The 20959-nt window shown below is 56.0% G+C and carries 15 protein-coding genes; 2 read left to right on the plus strand and 13 right to left on the minus strand.

From position 1 onward, the window contains the following. Window positions 1-34 precede the first annotated feature (34 nt). The gene (locus RGB73_RS16580; RefSeq protein ID WP_310763695.1) at window positions 35-1348 is read left to right on the plus strand and encodes an MFS transporter; all 1314 of its coding nucleotides are present in this window, start codon (window positions 35-37) and stop codon (window positions 1346-1348) included. A gap of 81 nt (window positions 1349-1429) precedes the next feature. Here the strand turns inward: RGB73_RS16580 and RGB73_RS16585 are convergent, their stop codons facing one another. The 6 genes from RGB73_RS16585 to RGB73_RS16610 form a co-directional block, all read right to left on the minus strand. After that, window positions 1430-2365: an aldo/keto reductase gene (locus RGB73_RS16585; protein WP_310763697.1), complete on the minus strand. Its 936-nt coding sequence runs from the start codon at window positions 2363-2365 to the stop codon at window positions 1430-1432. A 190-nt stretch (window positions 2366-2555) separates the two neighbouring features. After that, on the minus strand, window positions 2556-4382 hold the full coding sequence (locus tag RGB73_RS16590) for a UbiD family decarboxylase (RefSeq protein ID WP_310763699.1): 1827 nt from the start codon (window positions 4380-4382) through the stop codon (window positions 2556-2558). Window positions 4383-4641: 259 nt separating this feature from the next. Then, a complete protein-coding gene (locus RGB73_RS16595) occupies window positions 4642-5970 on the minus strand; it encodes a hypothetical protein (RefSeq protein WP_310763701.1) in 1329 nt (442 codons plus the stop codon). A gap of 320 nt (window positions 5971-6290) precedes the next feature. Continuing rightward, a complete protein-coding gene (locus tag RGB73_RS16600; RefSeq protein WP_310763703.1) occupies window positions 6291-6875 on the minus strand; it encodes an LOG family protein in 585 nt (194 codons plus the stop codon). A 227-nt stretch (window positions 6876-7102) separates the two neighbouring features. After that, window positions 7103-8464 carry an aspartate aminotransferase family protein gene (locus RGB73_RS16605; RefSeq protein WP_310763706.1) on the minus strand — a complete coding sequence of 454 codons (1362 nt, stop codon included), beginning with the start codon at window positions 8462-8464 and terminating at the stop codon, window positions 7103-7105. 13 nt (window positions 8465-8477) lie between these two features. Beyond that, window positions 8478-9986: a CoA-acylating methylmalonate-semialdehyde dehydrogenase gene (locus RGB73_RS16610; protein WP_310763708.1), complete on the minus strand. Its 1509-nt coding sequence runs from the start codon at window positions 9984-9986 to the stop codon at window positions 8478-8480. Window positions 9987-10156: 170 nt separating this feature from the next. Between RGB73_RS16610 and RGB73_RS16615 the strand changes: the two genes are divergently transcribed. Further along, entirely contained in the window at window positions 10157-11803 is a 1647-nt protein-coding gene (locus RGB73_RS16615; protein ID WP_310763710.1) for a PucR family transcriptional regulator, read from the plus strand. Between the two features lie 84 nt (window positions 11804-11887). On the opposite strand, the gene RGB73_RS16620 is transcribed toward RGB73_RS16615, so the two are convergent. The 7 genes from RGB73_RS16620 to RGB73_RS16650 all read right to left on the minus strand — a co-directional run bounded on the left by RGB73_RS16620 (window position 11888) and on the right by RGB73_RS16650 (window position 20919). Then, window positions 11888-14149 carry a S8 family serine peptidase gene (locus tag RGB73_RS16620; RefSeq protein ID WP_310763711.1) on the minus strand — a complete coding sequence of 754 codons (2262 nt, stop codon included), beginning with the start codon at window positions 14147-14149 and terminating at the stop codon, window positions 11888-11890. Between the two features lie 87 nt (window positions 14150-14236). After that, window positions 14237-16636, minus strand: a complete 2400-nt coding sequence (locus RGB73_RS16625) for an AAA family ATPase (RefSeq protein WP_310763713.1) — start codon at window positions 16634-16636, stop codon at window positions 14237-14239. Between the two features lie 80 nt (window positions 16637-16716). Continuing rightward, complete coding sequence (locus RGB73_RS16630; RefSeq protein WP_310763715.1) at window positions 16717-17898, minus strand: MFS transporter; 1182 nt, start codon at window positions 17896-17898, stop codon at window positions 16717-16719. A gap of 80 nt (window positions 17899-17978) precedes the next feature. Continuing rightward, window positions 17979-18470 carry a MarR family transcriptional regulator gene (locus RGB73_RS16635; RefSeq protein WP_310763716.1) on the minus strand — a complete coding sequence of 164 codons (492 nt, stop codon included), beginning with the start codon at window positions 18468-18470 and terminating at the stop codon, window positions 17979-17981. Window positions 18471-18617: 147 nt separating this feature from the next. After that, on the minus strand, window positions 18618-18821 hold the full coding sequence (locus tag RGB73_RS16640) for a hypothetical protein (RefSeq protein ID WP_310763718.1): 204 nt from the start codon (window positions 18819-18821) through the stop codon (window positions 18618-18620). A gap of 44 nt (window positions 18822-18865) precedes the next feature. After that, on the minus strand, window positions 18866-19915 hold the full coding sequence (locus RGB73_RS16645; RefSeq protein WP_310763720.1) for a Gfo/Idh/MocA family protein: 1050 nt from the start codon (window positions 19913-19915) through the stop codon (window positions 18866-18868). Window positions 19916-19938: 23 nt separating this feature from the next. Further along, on the minus strand, window positions 19939-20919 hold the full coding sequence (locus RGB73_RS16650) for an ABC transporter permease (RefSeq protein WP_310763722.1): 981 nt from the start codon (window positions 20917-20919) through the stop codon (window positions 19939-19941). Window positions 20920-20959: the final 40 nt, after the last annotated feature.

A 20959-nucleotide genomic window follows, 5' to 3' on the forward strand; every position in this document is an offset into this window, starting at 1 on the left:
GCATTCGAACGTAGGCACAAAGGAGGTTGACCGGATGACACAATCCGAGGAGCGGAAGCAGTCCAGACGAATAACATCCAACATCTTCAAGGGATCGCTGGGAAACCTCATCGAATGGTACGACTGGTATGTCTACTCTGCTTTCGCCGTGTATTTCTCTGAAGAGTTTTTCCCGAAAGGAAATCCGACCAGCCAGCTGCTCAATACGGCCGCGATCTTTGCCGTCGGCTTTCTCATGCGTCCGATCGGCAGCCTTGTGATGGGACGCTATGCCGACCGACGGGGAAGGCGCGCGGCTCTGACGCTATCCATCACCATTATGGCAGCCGGCTCCCTCGTCATCGCCTGTACGCCGAGTTTCCATACCATTGGCGTCTTTTCTCCGATCATCCTGGTCATCGCCCGGCTGCTGCAAGGGCTGTCTCTGGGCGGCGAATACGGGACCTCGGCCACCTATTTGTCGGAAATGGCCAGCAGCGGCAGGCGCGGCTTTTACTCGAGCTTCCAGTACGTCACGCTGGTCGCAGGTCAGATGGTGGCGCTGGGCGTGCAAATCATTCTCCAGCTGATGCTGAGCGAATCCTCGATGACGGCGTGGGGCTGGCGCATTCCATTTGTGATCGGGGCTTTGGGGGCACTCGCCGTACTGTGGCTCCGGCGCACGATGGACGAATCCGAGCAGTTCGAGAAGATGGGATCGGAAAGCAAGAAAAAAGCGGGGACACTGGAAGCGCTGATGAAGTATCCGAAAGCCGTGCTGACTGTCGTTGGGCTGACACTCGGCGGGACGGTCGCCTTCTACACGTATACGACGTATTTGCAGAAGTTCATGGTCAATACGGTCGGGCTCGATAAAAAAACAGTGAGCTGGATTAACTTTATCGCCCTCCTTATTTTTGCCTTGCTTCAGCCGTTGGCAGGCATTCTTTCCGACCGAATCGGGCGAAAGCCCCTTCTTCTCGGCTTTGGCATATTCGGAACGCTGCTTACCGTGCCGCTGTTCCTGCTTCTTGAAGGTGCTTCCAACCCGTTTTCTGCTTTTCTGCTGATGATGATCGGGCTCATCATCGTCACTGGGTATACATCGATCAACGCCATCGTCAAAGCAGAGCTGTTCCCCACGGAGATCCGGGCGCTCGGAGTCGGTTTTCCGTATTCCCTCACGGTTGCTATCTTCGGGGGGACAGCCGAATTTATTGCTCTGTGGCTAAAGAGCATCGGGAGCGAATCGCTCTTTTACTACTATGTCTCCTTCTGTATCTTGATCAGCCTTTTTGCTTACTGGCGCATGGGCGAGTCCTCCAAGCATTCCAAGATCGAAGCGGAGCAAGGACATCGAAAGCATTGACCGCAGGAGGACGAGTGCCTTCGGGTGAAAATAAAAGCGAGGAGCCCGTTGCCGCTCCTCGCTTTTTTATGGGGTGACAAATTACGCCTCGAAGATACTGCTGATCTTCTCGATCTCATCCGCCGACAGCCGCACGTTCAGCGTCTTCAGCGTATCGCCTACCTGCTCGGGCTTCTTCGCGCCGGGAATGAGGGCATCGATTCCGTCTACCGTCAAATACCAGGCCAGTACGACATGGGCGACTTCCGCTCCCTTTTCCTTGGCGATCTCGCGCACCCGCTCGACCTTTTCCAGATTGCGGGCGAACTCCTCCCCTTGAAACAGCGGATTTTTGCTGCGCCCGTCCGCAAACGTCGTCTCTCTCGTATAGGCTCCGGCCAGCAGCCCAGCGGCAAGCGGGAAGTACGGCACGAACGAGATGCCTTGCTCCACGCAATACGGCAAAATCTCTTTCTCTACGCCCCGCCTAAGCAGATTGTACTCGGATTGCAGGACATCCACGTGTCCGTCTGCGTTCGCTTGCCGCAGCTGCTCGATCGAAAAGTTGGAAACGCCGATTGCCCTGATTTTGCCTTCTTCTTTCAGGCGAGCCAATGCGCCTACAGCCTCGTCCTTCGGAGTCGTCTCGTCGGGAAAATGGATGTAGAAAAGGTCGATGTAATCGGTCTGCAGTCGCCGCAGGCTATTCTCTACCGATTCTCGCAGGAAGGCTGGCGAATTATCGAGGACGATCTTGCCGTCGACGAATTTATGAGCCCCTTTGGTCGCAATCACGACATCGCCGCGGCTGCCTCTTTCCTTGATGACCTCTCCGATCAGCTCTTCGGAACGCTCGGGCCCGTATATGTATGCCGTATCCAGAAAGTTGATCCCGTTGTCCAGAGCCGCTCGCACGACTGCTTTGCCTGTTTCATCGCTCAGGTTTGGGTAAATGTTGTGTCCGCCTACCGCATTCGTGCCCAGTCCGATTGGATTCACGTACAAATCCGTTTTTCCGATGCGCGCCTTTTGGGTCATCCTTCGTTCATCTCCTCTATAGTCTCGTTTTCATTCCCTCACCGTTTTATTCGGATTGAACAGATGGGAAAAGTGAGGGATTCTGTCAAAATTATAGCACCGAAACGGAGAGGGTGTCTAACGAACAGGCGCAGTTCCGCACATGCCAAAAAAGGCAGAGCGCGAGGCCCTGCCTGATTTTTCGCCACTGTTACAATATCCCTTCCAGACTGGCGCCTTTCGCGAACAAGCGCTCGATGTTCCGCTCCACAGTCGGATCGGGAAGGAGCGGCGGCGCATGGTGTGGCTTGATCCGTGCGTCGATGATGACGTTGTCGCAACCCCAATGCTTGAATTCGTATCGGCTGTTTACTCCGTAGATATCGTGGGAAGGATTGCTGCGGGTAAAGGTCACCCATAAAAAGTTGCTGAGAGAGTGGCTGATGAATTCGCTGTCGTCGGTCAGGATGATCATCGGGCAGCTGGCAAGCTCTCCTCTGGAACGTATGGCTTCGATACATGCTTCTATTTCCCTCTCCGCCTCTGCGTAGCTCGTAAAGGAAGCTCCTTGCATGGCCACGACTCCCGGCATGATCAGGCGCGGCTGCCCAAACTCGCGCAGTTCTTTCAGGGAATGGGGTACCTCTGTGCACAAATCCCTTTTCTTTTCTCCGTACGCTGCGAAAATGACTTTGGAGCCACAGTTCAGTCCCGTACCTGAGTAGTCGAGCGTGTCGATCGTCGTATTGGTCTGAAAATGAATGTCGCGCCGCAGATCGATCCGCTCGAGAATGTACGTCAAAAACTCCGTCTCGCGGTGCGTATCCAGCGGCTTGCCATCTTCCGCCGTGATAAACAGGTACTTCGCCAGACTCAGCTGCCCGGTGCCCAGAATCCGGTTGGCGATCGTAAGCAGCTCGGCCGGCTGTTTCACTTGTTGGTACGGCGTATACCGTTCGCTGCCGATGGCAAAGAGCAACGGATGAACGCCTGCAGCATCCACCGCGTGCACTTCCTTCACGCCGGGAATTTCCTTGGCGACTGCATCTCCGGTCAGCTCGTGGATCAAAGCGCCGAACGACGTATCCTCCTGAGGCGGCCGGCCGACGACGGTAAACGGGAAGATCGCATTCGGTTTGGCGTACACTTTTGCCACTTTCATCACAGGAAACGGGTGAACCAGGCTGTAGTAGCCCAGATGGTCGCCGAATGGACCCTCAGGCTTCGTATCCCCGGGATGGATCTCGCCCGTGATGACAAAATCCGCGTCATTGCTGATACAATAGCCGTTTTCGTAGCTGTACTGGAAACGGCGTCCGGCAAGAAGTCCGGCAAAGGTCAGCTCGCTCATTCCCTCGGGCAAAGGCATTACCGCCGACAACGTATGGGACGGAGGCCCGCCGAGAAAGACGCTCACTTTCAACGGTTTGCCTTGGCGATTCGCTTTCTCCTGGTGAACGCCGATCCCGCGGTGAATTTGGTAATGCAGACCGATTTCCTTGTTCAGCTCATACTCGTTGCCATTCAATTGCACACGGTACATCCCCAGATTGGAATTCATGATCCCCGGTTTTTCCGGGTCCTCGGAATACACCTGGGGAAGAGTAACGAAGGCCCCGCCGTCCATCGGCCAGCTATGGATGAGCGGCATGTCGGAGATCGCGATTTCCTGGAAGGCTTTCCCTCCCGGAGTTTGCTGAGGAAGCGCCTTCCATGCGGCAAAAGCGCTGCCTGCGTGGGCAAACGGATTTTTCAAAGCCTTCATCGGATCGTTGCGAAGGCCGATGATCCGCTCCGCTGCTTCCCACGTGTCCCGGAAAATAAACTTGCTTCGCTCGATCGTACCGAAAAGGTTGGACACCGCCCGGAACTTCGAACCTTTCACATTTTCAAACAAAAGCGCGGGACCGTTTGCCGCGTATACTTTCAGATGAATCGCCGCCATTTCCAGATACGGGTCCACTTCTTCCCGGATGCGGACGAGGTGACCGTGTCTCTCCAGGTCGACGATGCACTCTTCCAAATTTCGATAGCTCATGGAAATCCTCCATTCTAAGACAGCAAGCCATAAGCGCCAATTGCCAGGAGGCGATGTAAGGTCGCTGCTTGTTCGATTGCAGCCCGATTAGCCGACTGTACCATGATTTTCAATCCCATTGATACATTACATGATTGGCGGCATACCTGTCCACATGTCCTGTCCCTGTTCATCGCCGTTTCCGTCTCGACCTCATAAAAAACCGCCCCGGCTCATCGGATGATCCGATGAACCTGGAGCGGTGCTGATTCGTAGCCTTTTACTTGTAATCTCCCAGCAAATAGTTGTAGAACGGCTGATCGACCCAGAACTGGTACGTCTCGACCTGGATCTTGTCGTCCAGTTTTTTGAAGCCTGCCACGACTTTGGCCGACTGGTCATTCAGCGAGAACGACTGTACCACAAAGCGGCCTTGCTTCAACAAATTGTTCGTAATGACCGGATAGTCGGCCAGCTCCGTGCGGGAATGGTAGAGCGGCTGCCACCAGGAGCCTTTCAACAGCCCCGTGGCGTCCTCTTCGTTTTTCTTGGCGTATTTGAGAATCAGCGGCTGGAACTGTTTTTTCTCCTCGACGCTGGAAAATTCGAAGCTCAAATCGTATTCTTTCGCATAGGCGATATAATTGCCGTTGTCGATTTGGACCACTTGATAGTCCTCTGTCTGGACAGGCTCTCCCCACTCCTTCAAATAGATGAAGGCGGACGTCTTGGGTTCGAATTGCACTTTCGCGTCAATGCCCTCGCTTCTCAGAAGTCCGATGAGCTGGATGGCGTGTACTATGTCGCTGTGACCGTACGTAATTGTCCGCTCCGGATCGAAGTGGGGGTCAAAAGTGGCGTCCTTGAGGTTGTAGCCCGTGATAAGATTTTGCTTCAGCGCGTTGTCCACCAGCTCTTGCAGCTCGCCTGCCTTGATGATTTGGGACTCGTGCCAGGCTTGTGCGAGCTTGCCGTAAATCCCGTCTTCCGATACCGTTCCCAGGAAGTTTTTGTAGTGGCCCCCGAATTCCGCCACTTTGCCGAGCAACTGATAGGCAAGTTCTGCTGAGACAGCCCCGGCTTTGCCTTCTTTCAGCTGGGCTGGAAGTGCGAGCCCTGTGTCGATGGCCACAGCCAGTTCTTGTGCATTTGCGAGGGACAGAGCTCCTCCCTTCGCGTACGCGATGCCTGCCTTCTTCAAGGCTTCAGCCGTTTTTTGTTCACTGTATGTAGAAGCCAGCTCCTTCAGATCCGCTGCTTTCACAGCGGCGCCGACCGCTTCGTTCACCGTCAGCGCCTTTGTACCCGCCGACAAGAATCCTTTGGAAGCTGCGTCCTTTTCCGTTATACTGGAGTTGATCGCCACGACTTTGGCCAGTGCCGCACCGAACTGCTCCCGCGTGACGCTTCCAGCGAGCTGGATGCCGTATTGCTGCTTGACAAAGCTCGTCCATTCTGCCGAAGCGCTGTTTCCTTGTTTGGAAGCCGGCGCAGCCGCAGCAGTCGGCACAGCAGCTTGCCCTGCTGCCAGCGCAGCCTGGGGAAGTACGATCGTGGCCAGCAGCGCTGCGGAAGCGGATAGCTGTACCCATTTTTTTGATGAAATCATGTGAGTTCCTCCTCTGTCTATATGGAACAACGCCGAGTATTCCTATAAAAATGCTCGGTTATTTTATTACTCCAAATTACCACTTGCCTTTATTCTTTGTCAAGAAATTTCTCCCATGTATAAAAAGCAGTTCGCCGGTTTTCCGAAGCGAACTGCTTTTGTTATGTTGGTATGGCTTTGACAAGGACTTACAGGGACATCGGGTCTTCGCGATTGCCGCTTCGTCGTCGCCTTGGTTCCCTCATGAGACTTCTCCCTTCACCTCGAAGGAACGATGGCTCGCAGCAGGATGTCCGTTGGAAGAATCCTTGCCAGGCGAATCACTTCACGTCCAGTTCCGACCACTTGTTGACTTTGGCGGGTGGCGTGTAATCGCGCATTTGATCAAGCAGTACGCCCGGATCGCTCTCGCAGAGGATCAGCTCCCCTTGCGTGACGGGGATAAACCCTGCTTCTCTGGCGTGGTTGACCATATCCATCAGTGGCGTGTAAAAACCTTCGACGTTCAGGAGTCCGATCGGCTTGGAGTGAATGCCGATTTGTCCCCAGCTCACCACTTCGAATATTTCCTCGAACGTCCCAAATCCGCCCGGAAGCGCGATAAAGCCGTCCGCAAGATCGCCCATTTTGGCTTTTCTCTCGTGCATGGTCCGTACTTCATGCAGCTCGGTCAGTCCGGTATGTACGATCTCTCCGCGAAACAGTCCTGTCGGCATGACTCCGATCGCTTTTCCGCCCGCCGTCAGCACCGTATTGGCTACTCTTCCCATGAGTCCCATGTTGGAACCGCCGTACACCAAGTCAAGATCTCGCGCTGCCAGCTCCTGCCCCAATCGCTCCGCCATTTCAGCAAAAGCCGGATTGACTCCTGGATTGGAGCCAGCGAATACACATATACGTTTCATGATATCCTCCCCGAGACTTGTTACGTGCTAAACTGTTTGTCACATCTGTTAGTGTAGCGCAACACTTTTTCACAATCCAGCCATGCGTGTAAAAAATCGGTTAAAAATCCTTGTTCAAACAGGCTCCTCGGATGGAGCAACTCTCATGCAAAAAATGGACGTACCGCAAGCGGGCAGCATGTGCGCCCGTATGCGATCGTCCATTTGCAAAGAGGATCCGTTCTGTTTTACAGCAAGGTGTCAAACGCTTCTTTCATGACCTGCGCAATAAAGTCGATATCGTCACTTGTGGTGCTGAATGGCGGAGACAGCGTCAGGACGTTGTTGAAGCTGGGGATCGTATCTCCGTTTTTCCCGATGATCAGTCCCCGTTTTTTGCATTCGGCGATCACCTGTGTCAGCTTGGCAGGAGCGGCCGGTTCTTTCGTTTTGCGGTCTTCTACCAGCTCGATGCCCATGAGGAAGCCGAAGCTGCGAATGTCCCCTACGTACGGATGGTCAGCCAGGAAAGCGAGCTTTTCGCGCAGCTCCGCTCCCAGCTCTTTCGCACGCTCCACCAGCTGCTCTTCCTCCATCAGCTCGAGGTTTTTCAGGGCGAGCGCACAGGCCGCCGGATTGCCGCCGAACGTGTTGACGTGACGGAAGTGCAGATTGGTGCCCTGTTCATTGAATTTGTCGGCGATTTCCGCCCGGACTGCTGTCGCCGACAACGGCAGGTATGCGCTGGTGATGCCTTTTGCCATCGTCACGATATCCGGCTTGACGCCGAAATTTTGATGACCGAACCGTTCCCCGGATCGCCCGAATCCGCAAATCACCTCGTCGACGATCATCAGCACGCCATACTTGTCGCAAATCTCCCGGACTTTTGGCATGTACTCCGGAGCAGGCACGATGACTCCCCCACCGGTAATGGTTGGCTCCATGATGACTGCCGCTACTGTCTTTTCCCCTTCCCAGTTGATGACCTGATCGTAAAACTGGGCGCACTCCATGTTGCAGTTGCCGTACGATTTCCCCACCGGACAGCGGTAGCAGTAAGGCGGGGGCACATGCAGGAACCCCGGGGCGAGCGGTTCGTACTTTTCCTTGCGAATCGACTGACCGGTCGCTGCCAGGGCGCCCATCGTATTGCCGTGGTAGGCGCGGTGGCGGGAAATGAATTTGTAGCGGCCCGGTTCGCCGTTTTGGTGATGGTACTGGCGGGCGATTTTAAAGGCGACTTCATTCGCTTCCGAACCGCTGTTGGAAAAGAACACGCGGTATTCCTCTCCCAGCCACTCGCTCACTTTTTCCGCCAGCCGGATCGCCGGGACGTGGCTCTGCGTGAGCGGGAAATAGGCCAGCTGCTTCAGCTGCTCGTAAGCCGCATCCGCCAGCTCTTGCCTTCCGTAGCCGATATTGACGCACCACAAGCCTGACATCCCGTCCAGGTACCGGTTGCCGTCGATATCCGTGATCCAGGAGCCGCTCGCCTCCGTCACGATCATCGGGTTTGGATTGTAGGGCGACATGTGGTGCCACATGTGCGAGCGGTCCGATTCCAGCAGGCTATCCTTGTCGAACGATTTGGTCAATTGCTCTTCCATGGTACGCGCCTCCTTATTTCACGAATACTTTTTGCGAACCGATGCTGGTGTCGCCATCCTCGAACCAACGGGATGTCACCGTCTTTTTCTTCGTGTAGAACATCACACCGTCTTTGCCGTTCGCGTGCAAATCGCCATAGAAAGACTCCTTCCAGCCGGAGAAGGCGAAGAAGCCCATGGGAGCCGGTACGCCGACGTTGACCCCAACCATGCCCGCCTCTACACGCTGTACGAACTCACGGCCCCACTTTCCGTTGTTCGTGTAAATGGTGGCGCCGTTGCCAAAGCGCGAGCGGCTGATCGTCTCGAGACCTTCCTCGAAGCCCGAGACCCGCATGACGCTGAGCACAGGGGCAAAAATTTCATCGCGGACAATCACCATCTCTGCGTCTGCCTTGTCAAAAATGGTCGGGCCCAGGAAATAGCCGTCCGGCAGTGCTTTGGCGTCCTCTCTTCCATCACGTACGAGGTCCGCCCCGGCCGCGACTCCTCTTTCGATGTAGTCGTGCACCTTGGACAGGTGGGTGTCGCGTATGACCGGTCCAAGATCGACGCCTGTCTCCAGACCGTTCCCCATCTTGAGCGCATCCGATTCCTCGATCAAGTACTGCACGAGCGTATCGGCGATCTCCTCGACGGCGACAACTGCGCTCGCGGCCATGCAGCGCTCTCCTGCACAACCGAAGGCGGAGCTGACGATCGTCTTTGCGGCGCGGCGCAAATCGCAGTCCGGCATGACAAGGTGGTGGTTTTTCGCCCCGGCAAGCGCCTGCACGCGCTTTCCGTTCGCAGCTGCCGTCTTGTAGACGTATTCGGCTACCGGCTGCGAGCCGACGAACGAGATCGCCTTTACGTCGGGATGCTCCAGAAGGCCGTTCACGACATCGTGGGCTCCGTTCACCACGTTGAACACTCCGTCGGGCAGCCCCGCTTCCTTCAACAGCTCGGCGATGCGGATGCAGGAGACCGGCGTGCGCTCGGACGGCTTTAGCACGAAGGTGTTGCCTGCCGTGATCGCGATCGGGTACATCCACATCGGCACCATGATCGGGAAGTTGAACGGAGTGATTCCCGCCACGACCCCGAGCGGGAAGCGGAGGACCTGCCCGTCGATTTGAGAGGCGATATTCGGCAACGTCTCGCCCATCATCAGCGTAGGCATTCCGCAGGCAAACTCCACCATCTCGATTCCGCGCAGCAGCTCGGCTTGGGCTTCCGGCAGGTTCTTGCCATTCTCACGTGTGATCATCTCCGCCAGTTCATCCTGGTGCTGCAGAAGCAGACTGTGGAAGCGGAACATGATTCGCGCCCGGTCAGCTACCGGAGTCGCGCTCCAGCCTGCGAAAGCTGCCTTGGCCGCTTGAACGGCCTTGTCTACATCCTCCTTGGTAGAGAGCGGCACCCGGGACAAAAGCTCGCCGGTTGCCGGATTGGGGATATCCTCGTAGCGGCTGGTCTGCGATTCCACCCACTGGCCCCCGATATAGTTTTTTAATGGATTGCCGGCAGTTATTGTACTCATCCTCCCACTCCTTCACGATCATTTGTTTGACAATTTCATTTTATCCAAAAACAACACCTGCCATCACTAGACAAAGTGACAATGATTGATTAGCATTCATCATACAGAGTGTCAAACTGCATGCACGTCGTGCCGTGGGCAGCGATTTCAAACAGTGAGGTGTGGTGTTTATGAGCAGCGACTGGCGTCTGACTGTCGCAGAGTCCATCAAGCGGCCCTTGTTTCAGCACGCAGAGGTCGTGGCGGGCAGCAGAGGGCTTTCTCGCCCCGTGCGTTGGGTACACGTCCTCGAATCAGCTGATTCCTGCCAATATTTAAACGGAGGAGAACTGATTCTCTCCACGGGCCTCGGCTTCGGCGGAGCGAGAGAAAAACGCTTGGCCTACTTGTCCGAGCTGATTCGCCGCAAAGCGGTCGGTCTTTGCATGGAGCTAGGCGAGTACATCCCGCACATCCCCGAGGACATGCGGGAAATGGCGGACCACCACGAGTTTCCGCTGATCGTCTTTCACCGCCCCGTCCGCTTTGTCGACATTACGCAGGACTTGCACGAGCATCTGATCAGCCGGCAGATGCAGGCCTTGCGTGATCTGGAAGCCTATTCCCGCAGCCTTCAGCAGCTAAGTCTGCAAACACAAGGAATTCCCAAGGTTTTGCAGCAATTTCAGACCGCCGTGCAGACCCAGGTTTTTTTGTATCCCCCAGACGGCTTGGCGCAATTCGTTCCACCCCTGCCGCAGAGCGTGCAGACCGAGCTGGTCGAGTTGATGCGCGGCCATTTTTCACGGGGCGAGCAGACGGATACGGCAGCTGTCACCTTCCCTCTGACAGACAGCAAGCAGCTCGTCTACCAGCCGATCATGGCGATGGGGCATCTGCTCGCCTACGTCGGACTGATCCTGTACGAGCGGCAAACAGACGAGTATTTGCTTCTCACGCTGGACAGCACAGTCGGTGCGCTTGCACAAATCATGATGCGAAAAATGTTCGTGGAGGAACAGGCGCTGGCGACGGAAAACCGCCTGTTCGACGACTTGATTGCGAACCGCCCCATTCCCGAAGAGCTGATGCGATCGCTCATGGGACTCGCCAGCACCGGAAAGCCTCCCCTTTACCACGCCATGCTGCTGTCGTTTGCGAGGCAGCCCGCCGATGGACAAACGGATTTGCTGCCGCCGCACGACTTGAACGCCGTGTTTCGTTCCGTTCTGTCGCGCCTGGGATATCGGGCATTCATCCGCTGCACAGGAAACCGCTTTATGTTTCTTTTGGTCGAAAAACAGACCATAGCGGATTCCCGGCGGCAATTGCAAAAGGCCATGCAGGAGCTCGCGCGCATTTGTAAGCAAATGCTTGGACAAAGCGTCCAAATCGGATTTGGAATCAGCAGGGCAGGCAGGCGCCTGTCCGATGCAGGGAAGCATTTGGCGGAAGCGGAGCAGGCGCTCGCCTTCCAGCATGAAGCCCAGAGCCCGTTTTTTGCGGATCTCGGACTGTTTCGCCTGCTTTTTCACATCCCGCACGACCCCGTGCTGAAAAATTTCATCCACGATTATCTCGAGCCGCTTCTCGCACACGACAATGAGCACGGCTCCCAACTGGTCCAGACGCTTCGTGTTTATCTCGATACCAACCAGTCCAAGCAGGAGGCGGCCGAGAAGCTTTTCATCCACAGACAGACGCTCTATCACCGCCTGGAAAAAATAGCGGAATGTCTGGGCGACGACTTTCTTCAGCCTCATCGCCGCCTGTGTCTGGAAATTGCACTGAGAGCGCTCGACTGGCTGCAAAAGGAAGACGCTTCCACGACAAATTAAAATCCGGTACGCAACCAAGCTTGTTGCGTCCGGATTTGCTCTTGCGGTGAAGGCGGGGCTGCTTCACCCCCTCATCTGATGATCCTAGTAACCCGGGTAGGCGATCCGCAGATGGTACTTGGCTTGCTTCCCTTTTTTCAGCTCCACCCGTATTTTGTACACGCCTGACTTCTTCAGGGAAATCTCCAGTTGCTCGGGATTGTCCTCCCTTGCCGCGGAGGCGAGCAGATTGTTCCTGCTGTCGTAGAGGTACACGTCCACATCGGCATCTTCTTCCCAGGCAGCTGACACGGTCAGTATCCCTTTTTTCATCGCTCGTACCCGATACTCCTGATACGGCTTTTTCACGGTAAGCGTAGCATTGTACTCTCTCACCTTGGAAGGGCTCTCTTCCTCCGGCTCCGAGCGGGTCCATTCGCCAGTCGTTGCGATCGCATACGGCTGGGGCCCCTTCGGAATATTGTAGCCTTGTACGGTCACGGTGTACGTCCCTTTTTGCGGTTCTTTGATCCAGATCTGCTCGACGTTGTTCAAATTGTCGACCTCGTCGTTATAGGGTGCTTCGAAAAAATCGTTTCCGTTCAGTTTTTCGCCTTTTGGCGTCGTGACCGTCAGATTCAGGTCGTTGACGAGAGCTCGTTTGGCAGCCAGCGAAGCCGGATAATCCGTCCAGGCCAAGGTAATGGCCAATGGTTTGGAACGATCTGACACCTTGACGCTGTATGTGGCTTTCTCTCTAGTCTTTATGCCTTCCTTTACGTCCTTGTAGCTCGTCTTTGTCGCGTTGACCAGATTGGCCCTGCCGTACCCTTGCAGGCGCATGTCTTCGGCCAAATCGTCGGCGCTGCTGAGCAGAATCGCTTTTACGAGCGCTGCACTGGGGCTCTTTTCCCCTCGCTCCTCCAGGAACTGCCGGATCTGGGCGACTCCTCCTGCCAGGATTCCGGCCGACATGCTTGTCCCTGTCATGTAAGCGTAACGGTCGTTCTCGATCCGATCAAAGTTCTTGCCGGGAGCGAGCGCAGAGCGGGCGGAGAGGATGGAAGTCCCCGGTGCCACGATGTCCGGCTTGATCCGACCGTCTTCGGTCAGGCCGCGGCTGCTGTACCTCCAGACCTCGTCCGGATCGTCTGCCTGGCTGCCGAAGCGACGCCGGTCACTTTCGCTCGCTCCTACCGCAATCACATTTTTCGCAGTGGCCGGGCTGCCGATCGACTGATAGCCCGTATCTCCGACATTGCCAGCCGCCACGATGGCGGTCATATCGGGATGCTCCCACAAAAACTTGTCAAACAAATACGAAGTGATACTGTACGCCCCTTCGTCGTCGGCTCCCCACGAATCGGAATGAATGCGCGCCCCGTCTTCATACGCCTGACCCAATAGCGTCGGGACATCCGTTTCCAGACCGCCGTCTTCGGTTTCGACCGCTTGCATGACTAGCCGTGCATCCGGGGCCATGCCGCGGTATTTGCCGTCAGACGCCGCTCCCGTTCCGAGGATCGATCCGGCGATATGTGTGCCGTGCCCGGACAGATCGCTTGTGTCACCCGGCCTGCCCACCGCATGCAGACGCTCAATCCTTCCTCGAAAGTCCGGGTGAACCGTCGCTTCATCGCCAGTATCCAGGCCCGTATCCGCCACACCGACAAGTTGCCCCGCTCCAGTGTAGCCGCTTGAAGAAAGCTCGTCCGCATGGATGATCCCCGACGCCACCTCGTTTCGCAGCCGGTTGGCCGGTACGGGCACGACTGCGATGACATCATCCGAGGCGATGACGTCTTCCAATGCTTCCCCGCTCATCGTGCCGATCGAGATGTGCTCCGAATCGTCCGGCGTCTGCATATCCTCTACGTCGTCGCGCAGAGTGAGACTGTTTACGGTTCGACGCATGTCCACTCGTCGGTCGAACCCGATCACCGCCACCTCGACATCCCTTTTTTTGCCGAGTGTGGAGCGCAGCGCGGGAGCGACTTTGGACACTGGCTGAAACGGCGTGACTTTCGTGACATACGCGAGCTTCTCCAGCTTCCTTTTCACCTGCGAGCGGTCCAGCTTGCCGATGTAGGCGTAATCCGGTAGGTAATCACCCAAAGTGACTCCCAGCCCTTCGATTTCATCCACCCACTCCTGACGCACCGGTCCGCTGAGCTGGATGACCATCAGCTCCGATCTGCCCGGTTTTGCAGAGGCGGTGTCTATCGACAACTCTTCCCGTGCTTCGATCTGGATATGTCCGCGCCGCTCGCCATCCTGCTTTGCCCACACAGGCACGCCACTGGAAAGCAGGGAAAGCACGACTGTAGAGGTAATGACCGCTTGCCATCGACTTCGCAAACCCAACACCCTTTCCCAAATTGGCGTAATGTTTCCATTATACGGGATAGAGTGAAAAGAAAAAAAGAGCGGGAAGATAGAGGAATGAGACAAAAATCATGTCTCCGTCCTCTTCTCTTCCCGCTTCCAGTCAAGCAGCGGCGAAAAGTCTGCCCACTCGAGCGTCGTCAACATTTCCCGGGTCCATTCTTGCTTGGGGACCGCCGTCAAACGTATGGCCTGCTGCTGCATCGCTTCCGAAAGCAGGTTGCGGCTAAACCGTGCATTGCCTTCCAATGACTGCAACGCTGTCACTTCCTGCAGCTTCTGCTTGATCCTGTCCGAAACGCCCGATGCCAGCACATATCCGGCATCCTTGGCTGCCTCCTCCAGAATCAGGATCAGGTCATCCACCGAATAATCGGGGAATGGAATGTATTTTTTAAACCGGGACAATAGGCCGGGATTGCTCGTCAAAAGCTGGCTCATCTCAAGCGGATACCCGGCTAGTACGACGACCAGGTTCTCCTCGTGTCTCGTCATCTCTTCCACAAGCGTATGGATGGCTTCTTGTCCGAAATCATTGTCGCCATGGCTGAGCAAGGCGTATGCCTCATCGATAAAGAGGACGCCCCCCAGCGCTTCCCGCACCTTTCTCCGGGTGAGTGCAGCGGTTTGCCCGACGTAGCCTGCCACGAGGTCTGCTCGGCTCGCCTGCACCAGATGTCCTCGCTTCAGGTAGCCGATCTCTCGTAAAATCTGGGCGTACAACGCAGCGACCGTCGTCTTGCCCGTCCCCGGATTGCCGGTAAAAACGGCGTGCAGTTCGACCGGACTTGTGGGCAAGTTGCGGGCACCCCGCTCTTGCTGCACATCGACGAAGGCGGCAATCTTCTTCAATTCCGCTTTGACCTGATCCAGTCCGATCAGCCTCTCCAGACGCTGCGAAGCGGACGGGCCTTCCGCAGCCGTCTCTTCCTCGGCCACATCTTCCGGAGACAGGACGGTGTAATCCTCCCAGTGCAGTTCTCTGCCAGCCGTCGCCCTTCCTTTCGCGAAAATCGCGTCCAGAACGATATTCGTGACGGTTCGAGCATTGCCGAAGGTGTCGTCCACCTGCGCTTTTTCGATCCTCTTCCGCAAGGCATGCTTGGCAGGAGCAGTCAAGGAGAAGTCGTTGCGGCTGGCCACGTGTTCGGCGATTTGCAGCAGCTCGTCCGGCGTGTAATTGGGCAAGAGGAAGTGACCGGTTTCCGGGAACCGGCTGTATAGTCCGGGATTTGCCTGCAGGAAATGGCGCATTTCCTCGGGGTAGCCAGCCAGAATGACGACGAATCGCCCTGCATACTCACCGCTGGTCATCGCTGCGACCAGCGTGTCGATCGCGACCTGTCCGTAGTCGCTCCCGGAGCTGTCCGGACGCTTCAGACTATATGCCTCATCGATGAACAAGACGCCTCCGTCCGCCTGCTTGACCGCCTCCATGACCCGCTGCTCGGTCTGGCCGACGTAAGCACCGACCAGGTGAGAGCGATCTACTTCGATCATTTGGCCCCGCTGCAGCAGGCCCAGCTCGTGGTACAAACGGGCGAGGAGCCGCGCCAGCGTGGTTTTCCCCGTCCCTGGGTTGCCCATGAGAACCACATGCAGCGGCAGCTGATCCTGCATGTGCCACCCCTTTTCTTCCCGCTGACGGCTGTATTGCAAAAACTGGGCGAACTGCCGCACGCGGTGTTTGATCTCAGACAGCCCGATCAGTTCTTCCAGCTGCTCCAGGGCGCTCCACTCGCAGTCAGTGTCTGCTTTTTTCTCCTCTGATGGAGGAGCAGGCAATAGCAGCGCCTTTTGCTCATGCTGACGGGAAAGGGCACGGATCGTCTCCTGGAGCTGGGTAAGCAGCTCGGTCGAGAAAAAGACGCCGGACAGCGAACCGGCGTAGGCTTGGACCCGCTCGGTCAATTCATGCAAAAGCCTCTCTCGCTCCGCGTAGAGCTGTTCGACCGCCAACGCCGCTTGCAGCTGATTGCTGTCCCCCAGTGTTTGCGCGATGGTCGTCGCCTCGGCGGCCATTCCCCGCCAGTTTCCGATATCTGCCAGCTCTGATGCGGCAAGAGCCGACAAGACCTCCACCGTCCTTCTGCGGGTAACGACGTTGTCGGTCTCGCGTATCGCCGGGAAGGCATCGGCGAGTACATGCTCCCGCAGCTTCGCAAAATAGATCCGGATATGAAGCTGGAACGCCTGCCGGTTGGCTGGATCCAGTACTTCCGCCCTTCTCAGCCATTCCTCCGCCAATGTCTCCCCACCCTTTTTGCCCATCCGCAGCTCGGCCATCCGCGTAAGTACGATCGATTCTGCCGGATCCAGGGCAGGGTTATCCGGATTCACAGTGCGCTGCTGCTCAATTTGCCGCAGCAGGGTGATCCATTCGCCTTCGGTCCATTCGGTTCCCGCCGTCGGCTGATTGCGCAACTCTTCTATCATTTTCATCGGATCTCGTTCTTCTTGATGCTGCATGTCGGTTATGCTCCTCCCGATCCATTCTATCTCTCCTGTTGTAGCATATTTGGCGGATCAAGAAAAGAAGCGCGTCTGTTTTACGCCGCCTGAACGGACGATTTTTGCTCTTTTCGGATCTGTCTGTTCGCAAACACTCCTGCGCAGGCAATCACCGCTCCTGCCACGCCGAATTCAAGCCAGCTCCCCCCGAAGCTGTACAGGGCCGCTCCACCGACAGGGCCCGCTGCCATCCCGAAGTAACGAATGAAGTTGTACACACCGATGGCGGTGCCCCTCTCTTGCTCAAACACTTCGGAGAGCAGCGTGGTATGCACGGGCATGCCGATTCCCAGTGAGAATCCGAACAGGGCGCTGGCAACAATCATCGAGGGCAGCGAGAGGTCCGTCACCGCCATGAACAAAAACGTCGCCGCAGCATGACCGCATGCTGTAAGCACCAATGACCTCCGGGTTCCCACTCGCCGCTGCAGCCGCCCGGAGAGCTTGCTGCTGACCACAAACAGGCCGGAGATGAGCAGGTACATGAGGCCGATCTGCGACGCAGACCAATGGTATAGATGTGTCAGCTGCACGGGCAAAAAGAGGAGAAACGCATGGTAGGCAAACATCTGGGTGAAGCCGGTCAAAATGACGGAGGCTCCCAAAGGCTGAAGGAGAACATTCCGGAATGCTCCCAGCCCAAACCTTTTTGCTGCCGTTTGCTCGTTTCTCGTCTCGGGTAGCCAGAAGGAATTGGCTCCCAGAAGACACAAGGCGCTGATGGCAAGGAACAAGAAAACGGCACTATGCCCTCCTGCCCCTCCGATCCAGCCTCCGAGAAGCGGGCCGATCGCCGGGCCAATTCCCAGCATCATCTGGTACGTTCCCATCGCCTCCGCTCGTTTGACTCCGGTGAAAACGTCGCCGATCACGGTCGCAGCCACGATGGGAATGGCCGCGAATCCGATGCCCTGCAGCGCCCGGAAAAATAGCAGCGATTCAATGGATTGTACGAGATAGCAGCCGACAGAGGCGAGCACATATAAAACGAGGGCCGGAATCAATACCTTGCGCCGCCCGTACTGGTCGATCAGCGGCCCATACACGACCTGCATGATCGCGAGGGCAATGGTAAAGACGGACACCGTCCAGTTGATAATCGTCGCCGTCGTGTGAAATTCTTCCTGCATAGAAGGCAGGATCGGCATAAACAAATTTTGGGCAAACGTCCCCACCAATATCGATGCCCCTAGCAAATACAAGATCTTGTTCGGGTTCACGCCAGTTTCCCCTCTCATTTTACGTTTTGTGTCCAAGGAAACAATCATGGTATAAAAAATGACTAGAGAAGACAAGAAAATTATAGATCTGGCATCGTCTTTTCCAATTCGATCGCCGCTTCGCGGATGACTTTTTCCAAAAACTCCAGCTCCGCTTCCGAATACCTTCCCAAAAATTCGCGCATATGACGCTCTAAGCGTGTGTGAAAGCGCTCGTGAAACGCAAACACTGACTCACCGCCGGGTGCCAAACGAAAAAACACTTCTTTTTGGTTGTCTTCCAATTGATAGCGCTCGATCAGCTCTTTCTTCAGCAGTTTGCCCGTAATTTTGGATATGGCGCTCTTCGTCACGCCGATTTCCTTGGCGATAGAGGTCACATTCATTTTTTCCTGCGAACCAATCGCCTGTATGACATGCAGCTCCGTAATCGAAAGGTTCAAACCGCCTTCATAGTCAGGCATGCTTTTCTTGATTTGCTCCAGAAGCAAGGATTCGCGCCGTTTGCTCCGATCCTCTTGCTTGTGCAGCATCAAGATCCATTGATTCCAGACTTTCTGCTTGAGATCCACTTTCTTGTACAGCCCCTTTTGGTGTCCTTGGAAACATTGCTACTTTACCACTTCTCTCCCGGATTTGCAACGTCCTTCTTCCCGATAGCAAACGAAAAGAAACCGCAGCCCCGATAGCTGAGGCTGCGTTCCTGGTATTCTTCATGCTCAAACGCGGATGTTGCCCATCTCGATGTCTGCCGAGAAATGGGCAACAGCGGCATCGAACACATCGCTCTCCGAGTCAGCCGCTATTTTGAACATCGTCACCACTTTGTTACCGCTCCGCACTTGCACATTGTACTGCGAATCCCCGTCATACGTGGTGGCAAAGTTGTACTCTCTGCCGTTAACGTTCATGTTTCGTTCCAACGTGGTCACACCTCCCGCCATAGTGTGACCGATCCGCCCCCTCTTTATCCATGATTAGGAAGAACCGACACGGTTTTCCCCGTCTCCGCCGAACGGATGGCTGCCTGTATGATCTCCAGTGCGCGAACCCCATCCTCGCCAGTCACAGGGGGTCGTTCTTTCATCCGGATCGCTTCGACGAAGGCGTCAATGACACCGCTGCTTGTCTGATTGTCATTCGTCTGAATGGCGCCGACGTTATAGCTTCGCTGCTCTCCGGCAGAGGTCATCAATTGAAGGGCCGCATCCGGATCGGCGAAGATTTTCAAAACGCCTTTTTCCCCGTACAAGACCGTGCTGTTGTCTTCGTCACCGTAATAGCTCCAGCTAAAGGCAGCGGTCCCGATAGCTCCTGACTGCGTGCGCAGGAGGCACACCATGTTGTCGCACACCTCGATCGGTTGTCCGTTTTCATCCTTTTTGTCCAGGGCCCCCGCAAATGCGCTCACTTCGATGATGTCTTCATTCAGTAAATAGCGCAGCAGATCGACCTTATGGATTCCCAAATCTCCGGCGACTCCCAGTGCGGAGCGGCTCTTCTTGAAAAACCATGTCGAGTTGGAAGCGTTGATGCTCCAATACTCGGGACCTTTATGGCCAAAGGTCGTTTTAAACGAGAGAATTTTGCCCAGTTCTCCATCCTCCACGATCTTGCGTGCCAGCTGATGGGCGGCGACCAACCGCTGATTGTGATCGATCATCAGCACAGTACCTGCTTCTGCGGCCGCTGCTACGATACTCTTCGCTCCTTCCAGCGTCGTCGCAATCGGCTTCTCGCACAGGACGTGCTTGCCCGCCCGCAGCGCCCGTGTCGTAATGATCTGGTGCATTTCATTGGTCGAGCAGTCGCTGATGGCATCTACCTCGGGATGATCGACGATCTCCTCCCAGCTCGCCGCCACCTGGCCGCCGAAGCGCTCGGCCAGCCGTTTCGCCCGGTCCGGATTGGGGTCGTAGACGTGGGTCAGTGTCACATGCGGATTGTCGGCGTACTCCGGTGCATGACGCTGGTTTGCGATCGAGCCGCAGCCGATGATTCCCACCCTGATTGTCATGGTCATACCTCCAGTATGCGTGCCTATTGCTGTTCCTTCTTTTGCAACAGGACCGCGATAATGATGATCAGCCCTTTCACCAGGCCTTGCAAATACGGGGAAATATTCATCAGGTTCAGCATGTTGTTCAGCACACCGAGGATCAACACGCCGAAAAACGTCCCGACTACCTTTCCCCGTCCTCCCGACATCCGCGTCCCGCCGATGATGACAGCGGCGATCGCGTCGAGCTCGTAGGAAAGCCCTGAGCTGGCCGAGGAAATCGAGTTCAGGCGCGACGACTCGACGACCGCCGCCAATGCAACGAACGTGCTGCACAGCATGTACACGCCCATTTTGACGCCATTTACGCGGATCGTCGACAATAGCGCTGCCTTCTCGTTGCTTCCAATGGCATACACGTAGCGGCCAAAGCGGGTCTTGTGCATGAGAACGTACACAAGCAGCGTCATGGCGAGAAAGATATAAACCGGTACCGAAAGCCCCAGCCACTCCGTGTTGGCGATGGCGGTGTACGCTTCAGCTTTCCCCGACAAGCTGCCGCCTTCTGCGAAGTAGAGCACGATCGATCTCGCGGATGCCATCATTCCCAGCGTGGCGATGAAGGAGGGAATCTTCCCCCTCGTCACCATGAGGCCATTCAGAGCGCCCACACCGGCTCCGGCGAGCAATGCCGCCAAAAGGGCCAGAAGCACGCTTTGCGTCGCATTGAGGACACTGACAGAGAGGGCGCCCAGAAGCGCGAGCACCGCACCTACCGACAAATCGATCCCCCCGGATAGCATCACGACCGTCATGCCCAGCGAAATGATCCCGATGATCGAAACCTGCCGCAAAATATTCGCGAAATTATCCAGGCTTGCGAAATGGCTGTTCACGAGAGAGGCGATCAGAAATATCGCCACGAAAGCGACGACGACGCTGTACTCCGACCAGACCGCATGTCCGCGCGCTCTCCACGAGGCAACACCCGTTTCCTTGGCTGTCGGTGGCGTGTTTATCATACGGCTTGATCCTCCTTTTTTCTGAATCCGTTTGTATCAA

This window comes from Brevibacillus brevis (genome assembly GCF_031583145.1).
Taxonomy (GTDB): domain Bacteria; phylum Bacillota; class Bacilli; order Brevibacillales; family Brevibacillaceae; genus Brevibacillus; species Brevibacillus brevis_E.